Origin of the sequence: Hymenobacter duratus (assembly GCF_014698995.1) — a bacterium.
GTDB classification, from domain to species: domain Bacteria; phylum Bacteroidota; class Bacteroidia; order Cytophagales; family Hymenobacteraceae; genus Hymenobacter; species Hymenobacter duratus.
Genome location: NZ_JACWZZ010000001.1, coordinates 1,082,647 through 1,100,534, shown reverse-complemented (window position 1 = coordinate 1,100,534; position 17,888 = coordinate 1,082,647). Strand labels below are relative to the sequence as shown.

Annotated in this window: 17 protein-coding genes and 1 tRNA gene; 13 read left to right on the top strand and 5 right to left on the bottom strand. The window is 57.9% G+C overall.

What is annotated here, in order from left to right; genetic code table 11:
• The first annotated feature begins 27 nt into the window (after positions 1–27).
• From IC231_RS04505 to IC231_RS04475, 7 genes are all read left to right on the top strand, one after another.
• The gene (locus tag IC231_RS04505) at positions 28–1,971 is read left to right on the top strand and encodes a hypothetical protein (RefSeq protein WP_211538853.1); all 1,944 of its coding nucleotides are present in this window, start codon (positions 28–30) and stop codon (positions 1,969–1,971) included.
• 116 nt (positions 1,972–2,087) lie between these two features.
• Positions 2,088–2,447 (top strand): hypothetical protein, encoded by a 360-nt coding sequence (locus IC231_RS04500; protein ID WP_190783389.1) that lies wholly within the window; start codon positions 2,088–2,090, stop codon positions 2,445–2,447.
• A 70-nt stretch (positions 2,448–2,517) separates the two neighbouring features.
• Positions 2,518–4,359 (top strand): ABC transporter ATP-binding protein, encoded by a 1,842-nt coding sequence (locus IC231_RS04495; RefSeq protein ID WP_190783388.1) that lies wholly within the window; start codon positions 2,518–2,520, stop codon positions 4,357–4,359.
• A gap of 37 nt (positions 4,360–4,396) precedes the next feature.
• The gene (locus IC231_RS04490) at positions 4,397–4,750 is read left to right on the top strand and encodes a hypothetical protein (protein WP_190783387.1); all 354 of its coding nucleotides are present in this window, start codon (positions 4,397–4,399) and stop codon (positions 4,748–4,750) included.
• A 122-nt stretch (positions 4,751–4,872) separates the two neighbouring features.
• On the top strand, positions 4,873–5,274 hold the full coding sequence (locus IC231_RS04485; RefSeq protein WP_190783386.1) for a hypothetical protein: 402 nt from the start codon (positions 4,873–4,875) through the stop codon (positions 5,272–5,274).
• A gap of 18 nt (positions 5,275–5,292) precedes the next feature.
• Positions 5,293–5,886: a D-sedoheptulose 7-phosphate isomerase gene (gene lpcA, locus IC231_RS04480; RefSeq protein ID WP_190783385.1), complete on the top strand. Its 594-nt coding sequence runs from the start codon at positions 5,293–5,295 to the stop codon at positions 5,884–5,886.
• A 105-nt stretch (positions 5,887–5,991) separates the two neighbouring features.
• The gene (locus IC231_RS04475) at positions 5,992–7,530 is read left to right on the top strand and encodes a YifB family Mg chelatase-like AAA ATPase (protein WP_190783384.1); all 1,539 of its coding nucleotides are present in this window, start codon (positions 5,992–5,994) and stop codon (positions 7,528–7,530) included.
• 138 nt (positions 7,531–7,668) lie between these two features.
• Here the strand turns inward: IC231_RS04475 and IC231_RS04470 are convergent.
• Positions 7,669–7,744, bottom strand: a tRNA-Lys gene (locus IC231_RS04470).
• A gap of 239 nt (positions 7,745–7,983) precedes the next feature.
• Here IC231_RS04470 and IC231_RS04465 point away from each other — a divergent pair.
• Entirely contained in the window at positions 7,984–9,060 is a 1,077-nt protein-coding gene (locus tag IC231_RS04465; protein ID WP_190783383.1) for a quinone-dependent dihydroorotate dehydrogenase, read from the top strand.
• On the opposite strand, the gene IC231_RS04460 is transcribed toward IC231_RS04465, so the two are convergent.
• Together IC231_RS04460 and IC231_RS04455 are read right to left on the bottom strand one after the other, a co-directional pair.
• A complete protein-coding gene (locus tag IC231_RS04460; protein ID WP_190783382.1) occupies positions 9,042–9,728 on the bottom strand; it encodes a DUF2306 domain-containing protein in 687 nt (228 codons plus the stop codon). The genes IC231_RS04465 and IC231_RS04460 overlap by 19 nt on opposite strands.
• Before the next feature lie 146 nt (positions 9,729–9,874).
• Positions 9,875–10,834, bottom strand: a complete 960-nt coding sequence (locus IC231_RS04455) for an acyloxyacyl hydrolase (protein WP_190783381.1) — start codon at positions 10,832–10,834, stop codon at positions 9,875–9,877.
• Positions 10,835–11,305: 471 nt separating this feature from the next.
• Here IC231_RS04455 and IC231_RS04450 point away from each other — a divergent pair, with 471 nt between their 5' ends.
• From IC231_RS04450 to IC231_RS04430, 5 genes are all read left to right on the top strand, one after another.
• Complete coding sequence (locus IC231_RS04450; RefSeq protein WP_190783380.1) at positions 11,306–12,013, top strand: porin family protein; 708 nt, start codon at positions 11,306–11,308, stop codon at positions 12,011–12,013.
• Between the two features lie 261 nt (positions 12,014–12,274).
• Positions 12,275–12,892, top strand: coding sequence for a porin family protein (locus tag IC231_RS04445; protein WP_190783379.1), 618 nt, complete (start codon positions 12,275–12,277; stop codon positions 12,890–12,892).
• A 183-nt stretch (positions 12,893–13,075) separates the two neighbouring features.
• Positions 13,076–13,657, top strand: a complete 582-nt coding sequence (locus tag IC231_RS04440; RefSeq protein WP_190783378.1) for a porin family protein — start codon at positions 13,076–13,078, stop codon at positions 13,655–13,657.
• Between the two features lie 185 nt (positions 13,658–13,842).
• Positions 13,843–14,427, top strand: a complete 585-nt coding sequence (locus IC231_RS04435) for a porin family protein (protein WP_190783377.1) — start codon at positions 13,843–13,845, stop codon at positions 14,425–14,427.
• Positions 14,428–14,668: 241 nt separating this feature from the next.
• Positions 14,669–15,283, top strand: a complete 615-nt coding sequence (locus IC231_RS04430) for a porin family protein (RefSeq protein ID WP_190783376.1) — start codon at positions 14,669–14,671, stop codon at positions 15,281–15,283.
• Between the two features lie 76 nt (positions 15,284–15,359).
• Here the strand turns inward: IC231_RS04430 and IC231_RS04425 are convergent, their stop codons facing one another.
• Both IC231_RS04425 and plsY read right to left on the bottom strand, forming a co-directional pair.
• Positions 15,360–16,721 (bottom strand): dipeptidase, encoded by a 1,362-nt coding sequence (locus IC231_RS04425; protein ID WP_190783375.1) that lies wholly within the window; start codon positions 16,719–16,721, stop codon positions 15,360–15,362.
• Between the two features lie 497 nt (positions 16,722–17,218).
• Entirely contained in the window at positions 17,219–17,860 is a 642-nt protein-coding gene (plsY, locus tag IC231_RS04420; protein WP_185888669.1) for a glycerol-3-phosphate 1-O-acyltransferase PlsY, read from the bottom strand.
• Positions 17,861–17,888: the final 28 nt, after the last annotated feature.

Below are 17,888 nucleotides of genomic sequence, written 5' to 3'. Positions count from 1 at the left end.
CGGTTTTGCGTATGCGGCCTTATCCCTATGAAAAAACTTCTGCTCTTTCTGGCGCTGAGTGCCTTGCTCACGGATACTGCCTGTGGGCAAAGTATGTCGCTGAAATTTGATGGGCCGGTGCCTCCCGCCGACTCAGTGCAGCGTGGTAACCGGCGTGGTTTGCTGCGCCGCAAGGCTGCCCGCCCTGTGCCGGTGGCCCCTGTTGCGGCACCTATGCCCACTGCCGTGGCGCCGCCAGTTGCCGACTCGGCTGCTGCTACCATGGCCATGACTCCCGTGGTGGCTCCCGCGCCAGTAGCGCTGAACTCCTCTTATCTGCAGGGGGCTGTAACTGTACCGCTCGATGTGGATGTGTACCGCCTGATTGACCGCTACGCCCTCAAATACGGGTCCGATTCGCTGGGCGACCTGCAAACCGCCGTGCGGCCGTATGCCCGTGCCGCCGTGGCCCGGCTGGCCGAGCGGATGCTGGCTGATGGGGCCACCCTCTCGGCTCAGGACCGTTTCAACGCCGAATACCTGCTGCGCGACAACTGGAACTACTCCACCCAGGCCACGACCCTCAACCAGAGCCAGCGGCCGGTGCTGAAGCACTTTTATCAGCGCCAAACCGACCTGTATAGTCTTTCCAGTCCTGATTTTACGCTGCGCGTAAATCCGGTGCTGGGCCTGGCGGCGGGCAAAGACTCAGAAACCGATGGGCTGCGCTTTCTCAACACCCGCGGCCTGCAGGTAGAAGGTACCATCGACCAGCGGCTGGGCTTCTACACGTTTCTGGCCGACAACCAGATGGCCGTGCCGCTCTATGTGCAGCAGCGTATCCGGCGCGACGCTATTGTGCCGCATGAGGGCTACTGGAAGGATTTCAAGACTATCGGCGGCAGCCAATACGACTTTTTCTCGGCGCGGGGCTACCTCACCTACGCGGCCACCAAGCACATCAACGTGCAGCTGGGCCACGACCGGAACGTCATCGGCAATGGCTACCGCTCCCTTATTCTTTCCGATTACAGCGCGCCCTATTTCTTCCTGAAACTGAACACGCGCATCTGGAAGCTGAACTACCAGAATCTGTTCACGGAAATGACCGTGGAGCGTGCGCGCGACGCGGCCGGCAGCCCCATGGACACGGTGTACCAGAAGAAATACCTGAATGTGCACCACCTGAGCTATGACGTAACGTCGAATTTCAATGTGGGAGTGTATGAGGCCATCGTGTTTGCGCGCCGCCGCGGCCGGTATGAGCTGCAGTACCTGAACCCGATTATCTTCTACCGCGCCATCGAGCAGCAGATTGGCTCCGGCGACAACGCCATTCTGGGCCTCGATTTTAAATGGAACATCCGGCAGCGGGTGCAGCTCTATGGGCAGCTGGTGCTGGATGAGTTCGTGCTGGGCCAGATCCGGTCGGGCAACGGCTGGTGGGCTAACAAGCAGGCCTTCCAGCTGGGGGGCAAATACGTGGACGTGGCCGGCATCCGGAATCTGGATGTGCAGGCGGAGTTCAACTACATCCGGCCTTACACCTACGAGCACGAAGACCAGTACACCAACTTCCAGCACTACCAGCAGCCCCTCGCCCACCCCATGGGCGCCAACCTCTACGAAATGCTCGGTATTGTGAGCTACCAGCCCGCAGCACGCCTGCAGCTGGTGGCCAAGGCGTTCTATACCGTGCAGGGTCTCGACCGGCCCAATGCCACCGACCCGAGCGTGCTGAACTACGGCGGCAACGTGCTGCTCAGCTACAACTCCCGCGTGAGCGAGTTCGGCAACACGGTAGGCCAGGGCAACCGGAGCCAACTGCTCCACACCGACTTTATGGCGTCTTATCAGCCTCGTCAGAACGTGTTTCTGGATGCCAAGCTCATCATGCGCCGCCAGAGCTTCACCGATGGCCCCACGCAGAACACCGTTTTCCCAACGGTAGCGCTGCGCTGGAACATTGCCCAGCGGCTGCACGAGTTTTAATCGTTAATTGGTGGTTACTGATTGTTGATTTGTTGTTTGTTCTGCCCGGCAACCAACACCTTAACCAGCAATCAACTCATTAACAATCAGCAACCACCAGTCAACGCATTGAGCCCATGCGCCACGAGCCCGAAGCGCTGCTGTTGTATCGCCCCGTCAATCAGCAGGAGCTAGATTTGATTGCGGCATCGGGGTGGTTGGAATTTCCGCCGGGCGTGCCGGAGCAAACGCCTTTCTATCTGGTACCGGAAGAGCACCACGACACCCGCCTGGCCGATGACTGGCAAAGCTCCAGCCGTGACGCGGGCTACTTGCTGCGCTTTGCGGTAGATGCTGAGTATGCCGCCACCTTTCCGGTGCAGAACGTGGGCCTGCGGGAACACAACGAGTTGTGGGTGCCGGCCGAGGAGCTACCCGAGTTCAACCGCCAGATTATGGGGCAGATTGAGGTAATAGCGGTTTTCAAGGCAGAGTAAGCCCGGACGAGCCGTGGGTGGCGGGGCGCAGGCTAAAGCCTATGCGACAATGCTACCTTTGCGGCTACCGATGAAGACCTACCTCCGCATTCTGCAATACGCCCGGCCCTTCGCCGACTTCCTGCCGCTGTACCTGCTGTACACGGTGCTGGGCATCTTTTTTGGCATTGGCAACCTCGCCCTGATGATTCCGATGCTGAACGTGCTGTTTGAGAAAACCAGCGCCATGCCGCCCCCGGCCCAGCTCCCCGATTTTGCCCTGACGCTGAGCTACATTACCACCACGTTCAACTACTATTTTGCCCAGGTCATTGCCAGCTACGGCAAGCTCGGCGCGCTGCTGTTTGTGTGCCTGGTGCTGGTTACGTCGGTGTTTTTCAGCAATGTGTTCCGCTATCTGAGCCTGCGCATTGCGGCCCGCGTCCGCTCCCGCGTGATTCGGAACCTGCGCCGCGACTTGTATTACCGCGTCATTCTGCTGCCGCTGGGCTACTTCGCCACCGGCCGCAAAGGCGACATGATGTCGCGCTTTACCAACGACGTGCAGGAAGTGGAAATATCGGTGGTGAACACGCTGCAGGGCGTGGTGCGGGACCCGCTGTACATCGTGGCCTACTTTGTGGTGCTGTTTTACATGTCGGCCAAGCTCACGCTGTTTTCGCTCGTGCTGCTGCCGCTGTCGGGCGCTATCATTGCCACGCTGGCCAAGCGCCTGCGCACGCAGGCCAAAACCAGCCAGGGCACGCTCGGCTCCATGCTTTCCGTGATTGACGAGACGCTGGGCGGCCTGCGCGTTGTCAAGGCGTTCAATGCTCAGGAGTACATCAAGGGCAAGTTTGAGGAGCAGAACGACCAGTACGCCCGCACCTCGCGTCGCATCGATAATATCCGGGATTTGGCTTCGCCTTTCTCCGAGTTTGCCGGCGTGCTGGTAGTAGCCGGGCTACTGTATTTTGGCGGCACGCTCATTCTGGGCGGCACTTCCGACCTGGCAGCGGCCCCGTTTATCACCTACATCATCATGTTTTCGCAGGTGCTTACGCCGGCCAAATCGTTGTCGTCGTCGTTTGGCAACATCCAGCGGGGCCTGGTAGCCGGCGAGCGGGTGCTGAGCATTATCGACACGGAGCCGACTATCCGCGACAAGCCCGATGCACAGATACTGCCGGCCTTCGAGCAGCAGATTGAGTTGCGCAACCTGCAGTTTGCCTACGGCGACGTGCCCGTGCTCCAGGACATCAACCTCGTGATTGGGAAGGGCAAAACCGTGGCGCTGGTAGGTCCCAGCGGCTCCGGCAAAAGCACCCTCGCCGACCTGCTGCCCCGCTTCTACGACCCTACCGGCGGCCAGATTCTCATCGACGGCCACGACGTGCGCGACTGTACCATCCATTCGGTGCGGGAACAGATGGGCATCGTGACGCAGGAAAGTATCCTCTTCAACGACACCATCTTCAACAACATCCGCTTCAATACCCAGGCCACCGAGGCAGAGGTGATGGAAGCCGCCCGTATTGCCAACGCCCATGACTTCATCATGGCTACGCCTGAGGGCTACCAGACACTGATTGGAGACCGAGGCGGACGGCTTTCGGGTGGGCAGCGGCAGCGCCTGAGCATTGCGCGGGCCATTCTGCGCAACCCGCCCATTCTGATTCTGGACGAAGCCACCTCGGCCCTCGACACGGAAAGCGAAAAGCTGGTGCAGGAAGCCCTGACTCGCCTGATGCAGCACCGCACCTCACTGGTTATTGCGCACCGCCTGAGCACCGTGCAGCACGCCGACGAAATCATTGTGCTGCACGAGGGCCGCATTGCGGAACGCGGGACGCACGAAGAACTGCTGCGCCAGCCCAGCGGCCTGTATCAGCGCCTGAGCCAGATGCAGGCCAGCAACGCCGCCTTGGCCTAACCGAACGAAGCCGAAGTATCACTCAACCTAAGCCGCCATGTCTACCTCTGACTCATCCCACCGCTGGGTAGCTACGCTTATCGTGCTGCTGCTGCTGTTTCAGGCCGGCAACTGGGTGTGGCACAAATATCAGCAGTTTCAACAGGAGCCCGCCCTGAAGTCGGCGGCAGCGCTGAAGCAGAAAATAAAGGCCAGCATGGCTTACGACACCGCTCTATTGGTCGCCGATTCTCTCCTCGCTTCAGCTGATACGGCTACCGCGGCGCGGCTTCTGGACTCGCTAAGCCAGCAGTCAACAGACGGGTTGTTCCCGATTGAGCGCCAGAAGCTGCAGCGTCTGCAGCAGCGTCTTGATTCTGTACGTGCGCTTTCACCGCCGCCGCGCCGCTGATGGGTGCGCCACGAGTGGGCCTATACAGACGGAATAGAATGCGCGAACCCCTATATTTAACCCGCCTACCGCCTTTTCGCGTACAGGGGCCCATTGTTCTCTTCACCTAGCTCCGCCGACTCATGCTTGTTCTGAAACGTTTGGTTACTATTCTGGTGATGGTCTATGTGCTGCTGGCGCTGTTGCTCATCCTGAGTCCCGGCTCCCGCGACGGTCTGATGGCCGTAACGACCGGCACCAATGCTACCGGGTTTTACTACGCTCTTTTCATTGTGGGGGCTGTGCTGCTGGCACTGCAGCTCATCACCGAAAACCTCGACAGCACGTTGCTACGCCGCGACGTGGCCGCCCGCGAAGGAAAAATCAACGAGCTGAAAGCCCGCCTCTACGACCAGCAGCTGGAGATGCGCAGTCCGGCCGCCGGGGCCCCACGTACGGGCACTACCGTACACCCCGAAGGCTACGTGGCTCCTGCGCCCGTACCGCCTCCGGCCCCGCGCCGCGACGATGCGCCGCTGGTGTAGGCCGCGTATCTTTGCCGCGTGACTACCACTTCCCCCCTCACCGACCTCGTTCGGGCGGAGCTGACCGAAGCCCGTACTGTGCTGGACCGTTTTCTGGCCGATCCGGCCAACCTCACGGCCATTGAGCAGGCCGCCCGTCTTATGGCTGGCAGCCTGCGCGGCAAAGGCAAAATCCTGACCTGTGGCAACGGCGGCAGCCTCTGCGACGCCCAGCATTTTGCCGAGGAGCTGACCGGCCGCTACCGCCAGAACCGGCCCGCCCTGGGCGCTATTGCTCTTACAGAAGCATCGCACATGAGCTGCGTGGCCAACGACTTCGGCTACGACCACATATTCAGCCGCTATGTGGAGGCCCTGGGCCGCCCCGGCGACGTGCTGCTGGCCATCAGTACCAGCGGCAACTCCCCGAATGTGCTGCGTGCCGCCGAAGCCGCCAAAGCCGCCGGCATGCAGGTGGTAGGCCTCACTGGCAAAGACGGTGGTCAGCTCGCTGCCCTCTGCGACGTGGAAATCAGGGTGCCCCACCACGGCTACGCCGACCGGGTACAGGAAATCCACATCAAGGCCATCCACATCATGATTATGCTCATCGAGCAACTGGTGGCCGAATAGCAAACCATTTGCCCCATGAAAAAAGCCCGGCCACATGGCCGGGCTTTTTTCATGGGGCAATTCCTATATCTTCGCTACCGACATTATATTTTTCCTGGTTACTATATGCTTACCAAGACCTTCGGCTCTGCCGTGCAGGGCGTCAATGCTTATACCATTACCATTGAAGTAGTTGTATCGCAGGGCACTAATTTTTACGTGGTCGGCCTGCCCGATAATGCCATCAAGGAAAGCCAGCAGCGAATAGAGGCGGCCCTGAAGTTTCGCGGCTACCGCATGCCGCGCACCAAGGTGGTGGTGAATATGGCTCCTGCCGATATCCGCAAGGAAGGCTCCGCCTACGACCTGCCCATTGCGCTGGGTATTCTGCACGGTTCCCAGCAACTGAACACGGAGAAGCTGGGCGAATACATCATTATGGGCGAGCTGGCGCTCGATGGCGGCCTGCGGCCCATCCGGGGCGTGTTGCCTATAGCCATTCAGGCGCGTAAGGAAGGCTTCAAGGGCTTTATTCTGCCCCGTGAAAATGCCCGGGAAGCGGCCATCGTCAACAACCTCGACATTATTCCCGTCGAGACGATGCAGGAGGCCATCGACTTTTTTGAAGGACGCCTGACCATCGAACCGTTGGTGATTGACACACGCGACGTTTTTCAGCACGACGCCAACCAGTATGCCGCCGACTTCGCCGATGTGCAGGGCCAGGAAAATATCAAGCGCGCCCTGGAAATTGCGGCGGCCGGTGGCCATAACGTCATCATGATAGGGCCGCCCGGTGCCGGCAAAACCATGCTGGCCAAGCGCCTGCCCACCATTCTGCCGCCCCTCACGATACAGGAAGCGCTGGAAACCACCAAAATCCATTCGGTGGCGGGCAAGCTGGGCACCAATGCCTCGTTGCTGGGCACGCGGCCATTCCGGGCCCCGCACCACACTATTTCGGATGTGGCGCTGGTGGGTGGCGGCGGCAACCCCCAGCCGGGCGAAATCTCGCTGGCCCACAACGGCGTGCTGTTTCTGGATGAGCTTCCGGAGTTTAAGCGCACCGTGTTGGAAGTGATGCGCCAGCCGCTGGAAGAGCGCCGGGTCACGATTTCGAGGGCCAAAGTCAGCATCGACTTTCCGGCCAATTTTATGCTGATAGCGAGCATGAACCCCTGTCCCTGTGGCTACTACAATCATCCGGAGAAAGAATGCGTGTGCGGACCGGGCGTGGTGCAGCGCTACCTCAACAAGGTCAGCGGCCCGCTCCTCGACCGGATTGACCTGCACGTGGAAGTGACGCCCGTGACGTTTGACCAGATGACGGAAATGCGCAAGGCCGAGAGCAGCCAGGAAATTCAGTTGCGCGTAGACCAGGCCCGTCAGGTGCAGGCCCGGCGCTTCACCGACTTCCCCGACATCCACTCCAATGCCATGATGCCGCCCCAGATGGTGAAGGACATCTGCCAGATCAACGAGGCCGGCCGTACGCTGCTCAAAACCGCCATGGAGCGTCTCGGCCTCTCCGCCCGCGCCTACGACCGGATTCTGAAAGTGGCCCGCACCATTGCCGACCTTGGTGGGGCCGATGCTATCCGTATCGAACATCTGGCCGAAGCCATCCAATACCGCAGCCTTGACAGAGAGGGCTGGGCTGGCTAACGGATTCTCCGGCTTGGCCGCACATCTGGCTTGGAGCAGTCCATCAATCAACCCGGCCGGATGCAGCTTGTACTCGAGCCCAAACCCAACAATCCGGGCACAAAAAAACCCTCATCTGCAGCATGCAAATGAGGGTTTTGGTGATCCCGCTGGGATTCGAACCCAGGACCCATACATTAAAAGTGTATTGCTCTACCAGCTGAGCTACAGAATCAGTTCCCTACAGCAAAAGAAGGCTTTCTGCGGAAGGGATTGCAAAAGTACTAGCTGTATTCGATTCCTCCAAACATTTCGTTGCCTTTGGCCGGCAACCCACGCTTCTGACAATCGAATACCCTTAACTTTCAGCACTATATAATCAGAAATAAATTTTCAGCAAAGAGAACTGATTGTCCAAATGCCTGCTAACAGAATAAATGGGAGCTTTGCACGCCGGCAATTTTGCGACGCGTTATGTACAGGACCCTACTCAAACCTCTGTTTTTTCGGTTGGATGCGGAAAAAGCGCATCATCTGGTATTCGCTAATCTGAGACGGGCACACCGCCTGCCCGGTGCTGCGGCAATGATGCGCAGGCTCTACAACTTTCAGCACCCTGATCTGGAGCGGGAGGTTTTCGGATTACGCTTTCGTAACCCGGTAGGGCTGGCAGCCGGCCTCGACAAGAATGCGGAGTTTACGACGGAGCTGGCAGCGCTGGGCTTTGGCTTTGTAGAAATAGGAACCGTGACGCCCCGGCCGCAGCCCGGCAACCCGGCGCCACGGCTGTTCCGGCTGCCGCAGGATGAGGCCCTGCTCAACCGGATGGGGTTCAACAACGAAGGGGCCACTGCCGCTGCCGAACGGTTGCGCCAGGCCCGGCCGGCCGGGCTCATCATCGGCGGCAATATTGGCAAGAACAAGGATACGCCCAACGAGCAGGCTGCCAACGACTACGTGGCTTGTGTGGAGGCCCTCCACGCGGTAGTCGATTACTTCGTGGTGAATGTATCGTCGCCGAATACGCCAGGGCTGCGGCAGCTGCAGGAGCGGGAGCCGCTGATCCGGCTGCTGCAGCAAGTGCAGGAACGCAACGCCACGTTGCCCGTGCCCCGCCCGCTACTGCTCAAAATAGCGCCCGACCTCACCGATTCGCAACTCGACGACATCCTGCTGATTGCGCGCGAAACAGAACTCAGCGGCCTGGTGGCCACCAACACGACCATTAGCAGAGAGGGGCTGCAGACACCGGCCGGGCACGTAGCATCTCTGGGAGCAGGAGGCCTGAGTGGCCGGCCGCTACGCCAGCGGGCTACAGAGGTCATTCGCTATCTGCACCGCCATAGCCAGGGGGGCTTACCCATAATTGGGGTGGGCGGTATTCATTCGGCAGCCGATGCGCTGGAAAAGCTGGATGCCGGCGCTTCGCTGATACAGCTCTACACCGGGTTTGTGTACGAAGGCCCCGGGCTGATTAAACGCATCAACCAGCAACTGGTAAGCAGGCAGGCAGGCAGTATAGCCAAGGGCTGTCAGGCGGTTTCCGACTGAATCCGCACCTCTACCACAGCACCGGGGCGCTGGCCCTGCCGGAATCTGGCCTTATAGCGGTTCTGTACCCAAATCATGGGTGGCACCATGAGCAGCGTAGGCCACAGAAAATTCCAGGGCCAGGGGATGAAATGCAGACTGGTAGCCGAGAAGGCCGACACAGCCGCAATGTAGGAGCCTACGAAGCCTGATATATGGTTCAGGAGCCATTGGCCCGGTGTCGGCGGCGTAGTCTGCACGTACGACCACAGCTGCCGGCCAGTCGTCATCAGCCCGATGGCGCCGAATACCAACGAAGGCACCGTGCCGGACAGGAAGCCATAGGCCAGCGTGCCGCCGAACACCAGCAGCCCGGCCCCTACCCCGGCCCAATCAACAAGCGCGGGTCGCTGGCCTTGATGGAGCTTTTTGAGGTACAGGGAGCGGTAGCCGAACCACGCCAGATACAGGCTGAAAATGCCTGTCAGCAGCAAAAAGGTGAGGCCCTTCATTGCAGCTGAGAAGATGGCAGTGGCCCCGGCCACCACCATTGCCCAGAAAAACACGCGCCCCCACAGCCGATGCGCAGGCCCGCCCTTGCGCACGTACAGCGCCACCGGCGCCACAAAAAAGCCTAGAAACCCGGCGGCAATGTGCAGCCAACGATTGTAGAGCAGGAGAGTTTCCATGGAAGACCGGGGCGAGAAGAGCTGAGCTGTAAGGCAGATGACAGGAGCAAAGTCCGCATTCGGTCTGCCAGCCGCAACTCTACTTTACCCAACCGTCAGATTCGCTTTCTGAACCGACACCGGTAACTGCTGACGCTTCTCTCCAGCTACAGCTTCACGCCTACCTTCCATTCTATCACATCGGCGGAGCCCCGGTGTACTTTCAGGTCTACCGCCCCAAACAGCCGGTCCGTCACGTGGTATTTCAGCCCGATTCGCTCGTAGTAGAACTTGTTGGACTTGTATGGATTGTAGATATAGAAACCCAGATGCGTGACGACAGCCAGCCGGCCGAACAGCAGCTCGTGGCCTACCAGCACCCCGGCTTTTTTCACGTCGGGCAGCGTATCGGCGTTGCGGGCCGTGTCGCGCTGCTCCTGAATCAGGCTCCGGTCGTAGAAACCTTCCAGCCCTACCAGCAGGTTGCTTTTGCGCCCCACGCGCCGCCCGCCCAGCACCGACACCGAATGCACCAGGTATTTCTGCCGGTCGATGGGGCTGCGCTGCTTAAAGCCGAGGCTGGTGCTCAGGTTCAGGAAATTGCGGCCTAAGTCAGCGGGCGTATCGTCGGCCGGAACGATGGCAGGCACGAACGGCCGCTGCTGATGGTAGTTGAAACCCACAAAAACGGTGGGCAGGTTGATGCCGAAATTAGGCTTGGTGGTAGCGCCGTTGGAATAGTGGTTCAGACCCAGCCCAACCAGCAGCCCCAGATGTTGGGCCACCGCCACATCATACTCTAGCCGCATCTGCATCGTGGCGTTCAGCCGCGAGCTAACGATGGTGTTTTTGTGATTGGTTTCGAGGTTGAACGGATTGGAGAAGTAGGCCAGCCCCGTCCCGATCCGGAAATTCACCTCGTGCCGCGGAGTCCGCAGAAAGCTCTTATTGATATAGGTAGTAGCCGCGTAGGAGCGTCCCAGCACCGGATTGTGGTAGTCGTAGTAAACCAGCGCCACACCCAGCTTTGGGTAGCGGTACCAGCTATGCCATGGCTCCGAGCCGTTGGTCTGGCGTTGCAGATTCAGCTCAACCCCGGTAGGGTGCGACACGGCCAGATGCTTCACGGCCGGGGTGTGGGCAATAACAAAACTACCCTGAGCATACGCTCCAAGTACCAGTGGCCCTTTCCCGTTTTCTGTCTGTGCCCGGGCTGGGCAGTTGCAGAGGGCCGTGGCTCCCAGCAGAAGCAACAAGCCTAAACCATATCGAATCATCATAGTGCTACAAGCCAGCCCTTCAAAAGTAACGAAACGCACCCGATGCAGCATGAAGGGACTGTAGCACCAGCCTGTTTTCGCCGTAAATCATTCCGGCGACGACGGAAACGGCCCGTTGGCGCGCCGAGGCATAAGCAGTTAGTACTGTTGGGCTTTGGTGGAAACGCCCTGCTACTCAAACAGTATTTATTTAAGATTTTTGTGTTATTCTGAAACTCCGGCAGATCCTTTTCCGATATGAGTCCTTGAAAACCATGCTGAATGCGGCACTGGTAGTGTTGCTGGCTTGTGGTTTCTACCTCACCCCCCCCTCCTTTTATGAAAAAGTCTCTTGCCCTCACGCTGGCGCTGGCGTCAGTTGCCTCTATTGCCCATGCCCAGGACGCAGGCGGTTTCCGTATCGGCGTTAAAGTCGGCGGCACCTATTCCAATATTAATGGCCGCGACTCCGAGAAAATCACAGGGGCTGATGGCAACGTGAAATACAAGCCGGGTTTCAATGCCGGTCTGGCCTTCTCGATTCCTGTCACCAGCGACGGTTTCGCCTCGTTTGCGCCGGAAATTCTGGTCAACCGCAAGGGGTACAGCATTACCAGCACCATAGATGGCCCGGCCAGCGGCAACATTGCCAAGGAAGAGTTTGAATACAACCGGTCACTTACTTACATCGACGTTCCGCTGCTGTTCAAAATCAATACGGGCGGCCTGTTCTTCGAGCTGGGCCCGCAGGTAGGCTACATGGCGCGTTCCAGCCAGGAAATCCAGTACACCACCAAGTACCGCGACGGAAGCAAGGACAAAAACGAAAGCGACACCAGCGACTCTAAAGAGGACCTCGCCAGCTTCGATATTGGCGGTGTAGCTGGCCTCGGCTATCAGACGGCCGGCGGTTTCAGCGTAGGCCTGCGCTACAACCAGGGTTTCAAAACCCTGTTCGACACCAAGAATGTAAACGGTTCGGACGAAGACCGCGCCTTCAACTCGGCGTACATGGTGCAGGTAGGCTACCTGATTCCGACGAAGTAAGTAGTCAGAGCCAATACGAGAAAAGCGGCGGCTTCCGGTTCGGAGGCCGCCGCTTTTTGTATGCTGGCACCTCGGCAGGCCTTTACCCGAGTGCCTAGCGAACAGAAACTGTATAGACGCTGCTGTAAATCATGGGCTTACAGGTATCATGTTAAGACAATTCATATATAGATACATAACTTTTTATTGAAACAAACAGTATTTTAGAGTGTCGCGAGGCGTCTCGCATTACCTCCTTTTCCACTCTTCAGGTATAACATTATGAAAAAACTGATTCTCACTCTGGCTCTGGCTGCTGGTGCAGCCTCACTAAGCCATGCACAAGGCGTGAAACTTGGTGTGAAAGTGGGCGCGTCGTATGCAAGCGTTGCCGGCGACGACACCGAGGACGCGAAGTACAAACTGGGGTTCAACGGGGGCCTGACTGCCAATTTTGGCTTCTCCGACCTGATTTCCTTTCAGCCTGAGCTACTATACTCGCAGAAAGGCTTCCAGTTCGAAGACGATGACTTTGACTACAAAGCCAAGCAGACTTATCACTACGTAGATGTACCGCTGCTGCTCAGAATAAACGCCGATGGGCCGTTCTTTGAGCTTGGTCCACAGGTAGGCGTTCTGCTGGGTCAGAAGGCGAAGGTGACAGTAGACGGCGAAGAAGTAGACTCTGATTCGGACTCCGACCTGGAGGGCTACAACCGGGTCGATTTCGGCTACATTGCCGGTGTAGGCTACCAGCTGGAAAGCGGCCTGAGCGTTGGGGTGCGCTACAATGGGGGCATTGGCAACATCTTCGAAAACAACGACAGTGGCGGCGACGACAGCAAAGTGCGCAACTCCGTATTTCAGCTGCAACTCGGCTACGTGTTCGGCGGCAACTAATCCATTTTTTCATTCAATGAAACAGCGGCCCTTCCGTGCAGGAAGGGCCGCTGTTTTTGTGCGGGCCGGCTCCGGCCGGTGCCGCTGCATATATTTTTTAGCATTCGGGGAATCTCGCATATAGAATTCGCACTACCTTTGCGCGCTGCAAAAAAGCAGTTCTTCATTTTTTCCTTTATCATCATGAAAAAAGTATTTCTCACCCTGACTATGGTAGCCGGCATGGCTTCGCTCAGCCACGCCCAAGGAGTGAAAGTTGGCATTAAAGGCGGTATCAACCTGGCTACTTTCGCTGGTGAAGATGCCGATGGTGCTGCCCTCAAGGTAGGCCCGTTGGCCGGTGTGGCCCTGAACCTGGGTATCAACGACATGTTCTCGGTGCAGCCAGAAGTACTCTATTCTGTAAAAGGCGCCCAGGACGAGGATGACAGCGACTTCAAGCAAAACCTCAACTACATCGACATTCCGGTGCTGCTGAAAGTGAATGCCGACGGCCTGTTCTTTGAAGTAGGTCCGCAGCTGGGCATCCTGGCCTCGGCCAAGGCTAAGTACAACAGCGAGGAAGTAGACATCAAGGATCTGCTCAACACCGTTGATTTCGGCTACGTAGCCGGCCTCGGCTACCAGCTGGACAACGGTTTCAACCTAGGCCTGCGTTACAACGGTGGTATCACCAATCCTCCTAAGGAAATCATGGGCTACCAGACGAAAACGCGTAACAGCGCTTTCCAATTCTATCTAGGCTACATGTTCGGCGGCAAATAGTCTTTTTGCATCCAATGAAACAGCGGCCCTTCCATGCAGGAAGGGCCGCTGTTTTTGTGTGGGCCGGCTCTGGCCGGTGCTACTGCATATATTTTTTAGCATTCAGAAAAGCTCACACATAGAATTCGCACTACCTTTGCGCGCTGCAAAAAAGCAGCATCCCTCTTCTCACCATTATCCACATTATGAAAAAAGTATTCCTCACCCTGGCCCTGGCAGCCGGCATGACTTCATTGAGCCACGCTCAGGGAGTAAAAGTCGGCCTCAAGGGTGGTATCAACTTGGCTACTCTCTCAGGCGACGATGCCGAGGGTTTTGCCTCTAAAGTATGCCCGCTGGCCGGTGTGGCCCTGAACCTGGGTATCAACGATATGTTCTCGGTGCAGCCAGAAGTACTCTACTCCGTAAAAGGTACCCAGAGTGATGAGGACAGCAAGGCAAAGCTGAATCTGAACTACATCGACGTTCCGGTGCTGCTGAAAGTGAATGCCGGCGGCCTGTTCTTCGAGCTCGGCCCACAGCTGGGTATTCTGGCCTCAGCCAAGTCTAAGTACGAAGACGAGTCGGATGATGTGAAAGACACCTTCAAAACGGTTGACTTTGGGTACGCGGCCGGTCTGGGCTATCAGCTCGATGGTGGATTGAACCTGGGCCTGCGCTACAATGGCGGCATTGCAAACGTAGTTGATATAGAAGACCTAGAAGACGAGCCAAAAGTGCGCAACAGCGCCTTCCAATTCTATGTAGGCTACATGTTCGGCGGCAAATAGCCCCCGGCCCACCAGGCACGAAAAAGCCCGCGTCCGATAGACGCGGGCTTTTTCGTGCCTGGTGGGCCAGTGACGTGGCGTTCTAACCCTTCCTCCGACCACCGGATTGCGCGCCACTCAGGAATCCAGCGGCTGAAAAACCGGCCTTCAGCCGCACGGAACAGGGGTTTTCCTGTAATTTGCGCTATCTGCGCCCATTACTGGCGGCCGGGTATTGCCTGTATTCACCTTCTCTTTTTCTATGAAGAAACTTCTTCTCTCTGCTCTGTTATGTACTGGCCTAACGCTGGACGCCCACGCCCAGCAGTCTGCTATAGGACTGCGGGGCGGCCTAAACTTAGCTCGCTACGCTGGGCCCAACTCCCGGGGCGGCTCTACGCTTGTAGGCGGGCTGGCGGGTGTTACGGTTACGTCTACTTTTAATAAAGCGGGTACCACAGCGCTGGAGTTTGAGTTGCTGTATTCAGGCAAAGGCACGAAGGCTGAGGAAGGCAACCAGCAACTCACGCAGCGCCTGCACTACCTTGATATGCCGGTATTGCTACAGTTTCGGCCGGGCCACATGGAATTGGAACTGGGGCCGCAGTTCGGATTGCTGCTGGCGCAAAACACCGAGTATTCAGACGGGCGCGGCAACCGCCTCAAAAGCGTGGGAACCGGCGGGTTCCGGTCGTTTCAGATTGGCTACGTTCTAGGCGTAGGCTACCGTGCACCCGGCGGCTTCGGGGTTGGAGTTCGATATAATGGTGCCGTCAGCGACATCAGCAGCGGGAGTGGGTTGCGTAACTCGGTGTTTCAATTTCAGCTGAGCTATTTGCTTCAGTCGCTGCAGCCAGAGCCCGAGTTCAGCAATTAGCAAACGCTAAGAACCCAAACAACAAGGCCTCCACACACTGTGCGGAGGCCTTGTTGTTTGGTGGCGGCTACCTAGACTACTTCATGGCGGCCGCATAGTTGCGGTAGAAGTGCGGGATGGTTTCGATGCCTTTCAGGAAGTTGAACACGCCATAGTGCTCGTTGGGCGAGTGAATGGCATCCGAGTCAAGACCGAAGCCGAGCAGCACAGTATCCAAGCCCAGCTCGCTCTTGAACATGGCCACAATCGGGATGGAACCACCGCCACGCGTCGGAATAGGACGCTTGCCGAAAGTGGTTTCCATGGCATCGGCGGCCGCTTTGTAGGCCACCGAATCGGTGGGCGTTACGACCGGCTCGCCGCCGTGGTGGGGCTTCACTACTACCGTTACGCCGGCCGGGGCAATGCTTTCGAAGTGCTTCTGGAACAAGGCCGTAATTTCCTCGGACGTCTGGTTCGGCACGAGGCGCATTGAAATTTTGGCGAAGGCCTTGGAGGCAATAACCGTTTTGGCGCCCTCGCCGGTGTAGCCGCCCCAGATGCCGTTCACATCCAGCGTAGGCCGGATACCGATGCGCTCCACGGTGGTGTAGTCCTTCTCGCCGTAGATGTCTTTCAGCCCGATACTCTGCTTGAACTCATCGTCGGAGTGCGGCACGCGGTTCAGCTCAGCACGCTCCTCACTTGAAAGCACGGCTACGTTGTCGTAGAAAGCCGGGATGGTAATGTGGTTGTCCTCGTCGTGCAACGAGGCAATCATCTTGCAGAGCACGTTGATGGGATTGGGCACCGCGCCGCCGTAGAGGCCGGAGTGCAAGTCGCGGTTCGGCCCTGTCACTTCTACTTCGTGGTAGCTCAGGCCGCGCAATCCCACCTCAATGCTGGGCACGTCGTTGGCGAGCATGCCGGTATCCGAAATCAGAATGACGTCGGCGGCCAGCTTCTCCTTGTTGGCGCGCACGAAGATGCCGAGGTTGCTGGACCCGATTTCCTCTTCGCCCTCAATCATGATTTTGATGTTGCAGGGCAGTCCGCCTTCCTGGTTCATCACCTCCAGCGCTTTCACGTGCATGTACACCTGACCTTTATCGTCGCAGGCGCCGCGGGCGTAGATTTTGCCGTCCTTAATTACCGGCTCGAAGGGTGGCGAAGTCCACAGCTCATAAGGGTCGGCAGGCTGCACGTCGTAGTGGCCGTACACGAGCACCGTGGGCAGGCTGGGGTCGATGATTTTCTCGCCGTAGACGATGGGGTTGCCAGCCGTTGGGCACAGCTCCACGTTGTCGAGGCCTACTTCCTCGAAGCGGGCTTTGAGAAATTCAGCGGCGCGCAGCACGTCGCCGTGAAACTTGGGGTCGGCGGAAACCGAGGGAATACGGAGCCAGTCCAGTAGCTCACTCAGAAAACGGTCCTGGTTCTGTTCGAGGGTAGCAGCCATGCGGGCACGGGGGTTAGTTGGGAATGCGAGGGTAAAGGTAGGAAAGGAGCGGCGGTAGAGTCTAGAGCCAACCCATATTGTATTCGCAGTTGTTAGGATGCTACCTAGTACAGCCTTCGCCACTCATTTCAATCATTACAACTCACTTCAAAGAGCATCCGCCGACCATTTCTTATGCGGTAGAACTCCATTGTGTCGGCTTCCTTATCCAATCCGTCACCTACCTGTAGCGAATCCCACAGGTGGCTGGTGTCATGGTAGTATAAAGTAAATTCGCTTATACCAGTTAGCTGTCGTATAACTATCATAGGAGTAGCGTGATTCAGGCTGTCGTTATATTTATTTACAACCACTGCGCTGATATTCATTGGAAGAATCTGCTCCTGATAATAGGACGAGCAATCAGAGGAGCAGGAAGTCAATTCTACTGCGAGAACTATACTAACCAAATACAGGAACGCCTTCTCCATCCTCTGATAGGTTGTTTCCACACACAGCTACTTCCGCTTCCACGGCAGCGGCACGCGGCTTTCGGTGCCGGCCCGCAGCCGCCCGATGTTGGCGCGGTGGGTGTAGATGAGCAGCGCCGCCAGAATAAAGCCGAACCACACCAGCAACTGATTCTGAGGGCGGAAGGCGGGCAGCAGTTGGAGCAGCGCAAAGGCCACGCCAGCCGTCATGGAGGATAGGGACACGTACTGCGTGGTAGCCAGCACGGCCAGGAATACGAGGATACAGACGCCCACCGTGGCGGGCGCAATGGCCAGCATCATGCCCAGCACCGTGGCCACGCCCTTGCCACCCCGAAAGCCTGCAAACACCGGGTATATATGTCCCAGAATAGCCAGAATGCCGCAAGCCAGCTGGAAGTACAGTAGCTGCCCAGCCTCGATGGCGCCTTGATTGAGCATCACCTGCGCCAGCGACGTGGCGGCCCAGCCCTTTAGCACATCAATGGCCATGACAAAGGAGCCGGGCTTCTTGCCCAGTACCCGGAAGGTATTGGTGGCGCCGGCGTTGCCGGAGCCATGCTCCCGGATGTCGAGGCCGAAGAAGCGCTGACCCACCCACAGGGCTGTAGGAATAGAGCCAAGCAGGTAGGCGGCCACCAGCAGGCCGAGGATGATGGGAATGTTCATGGGGAGGGAGAGCAGAAAGCGAAGAGGC

Excerpts from the sequence above, each read along its gene's own strand:
- IC231_RS04445 (WP_190783379.1), top strand. The coding sequence starts at position 12,275 with ATGAAAAAACTGATTCTCACTCTGGCTCTGGCTGCTGGTGCAGCCTCA.
- IC231_RS04425 (WP_190783375.1), bottom strand. The coding sequence starts at position 16,721 with ATGGCTGCTACCCTCGAACAGAACCAGGACCGTTTTCTGAGTGAGCTA.
- IC231_RS04435 (WP_190783377.1), top strand. The coding sequence starts at position 13,843 with ATGAAAAAAGTATTCCTCACCCTGGCCCTGGCAGCCGGCATGACTTCA.
- IC231_RS04500 (WP_190783389.1), top strand. The coding sequence starts at position 2,088 with ATGCGCCACGAGCCCGAAGCGCTGCTGTTGTATCGCCCCGTCAATCAG.
- IC231_RS04475 (WP_190783384.1), top strand. The coding sequence starts at position 5,992 with ATGCTTACCAAGACCTTCGGCTCTGCCGTGCAGGGCGTCAATGCTTAT.
- IC231_RS04430 (WP_190783376.1), top strand. The coding sequence starts at position 14,669 with ATGAAGAAACTTCTTCTCTCTGCTCTGTTATGTACTGGCCTAACGCTG.
- IC231_RS04460 (WP_190783382.1), bottom strand. The coding sequence starts at position 9,728 with ATGGAAACTCTCCTGCTCTACAATCGTTGGCTGCACATTGCCGCCGGG.
- IC231_RS04450 (WP_190783380.1), top strand. The coding sequence starts at position 11,306 with ATGAAAAAGTCTCTTGCCCTCACGCTGGCGCTGGCGTCAGTTGCCTCT.
- IC231_RS04440 (WP_190783378.1), top strand. The coding sequence starts at position 13,076 with ATGAAAAAAGTATTTCTCACCCTGACTATGGTAGCCGGCATGGCTTCG.
- IC231_RS04495 (WP_190783388.1), top strand. The coding sequence starts at position 2,518 with ATGAAGACCTACCTCCGCATTCTGCAATACGCCCGGCCCTTCGCCGAC.
- IC231_RS04490 (WP_190783387.1), top strand. The coding sequence starts at position 4,397 with ATGTCTACCTCTGACTCATCCCACCGCTGGGTAGCTACGCTTATCGTG.
- IC231_RS04485 (WP_190783386.1), top strand. The coding sequence starts at position 4,873 with ATGCTTGTTCTGAAACGTTTGGTTACTATTCTGGTGATGGTCTATGTG.
- IC231_RS04505 (WP_211538853.1), top strand. The coding sequence starts at position 28 with ATGAAAAAACTTCTGCTCTTTCTGGCGCTGAGTGCCTTGCTCACGGAT.
- plsY (WP_185888669.1), bottom strand. The coding sequence starts at position 17,860 with ATGAACATTCCCATCATCCTCGGCCTGCTGGTGGCCGCCTACCTGCTT.
- IC231_RS04465 (WP_190783383.1), top strand. The coding sequence starts at position 7,984 with ATGTACAGGACCCTACTCAAACCTCTGTTTTTTCGGTTGGATGCGGAA.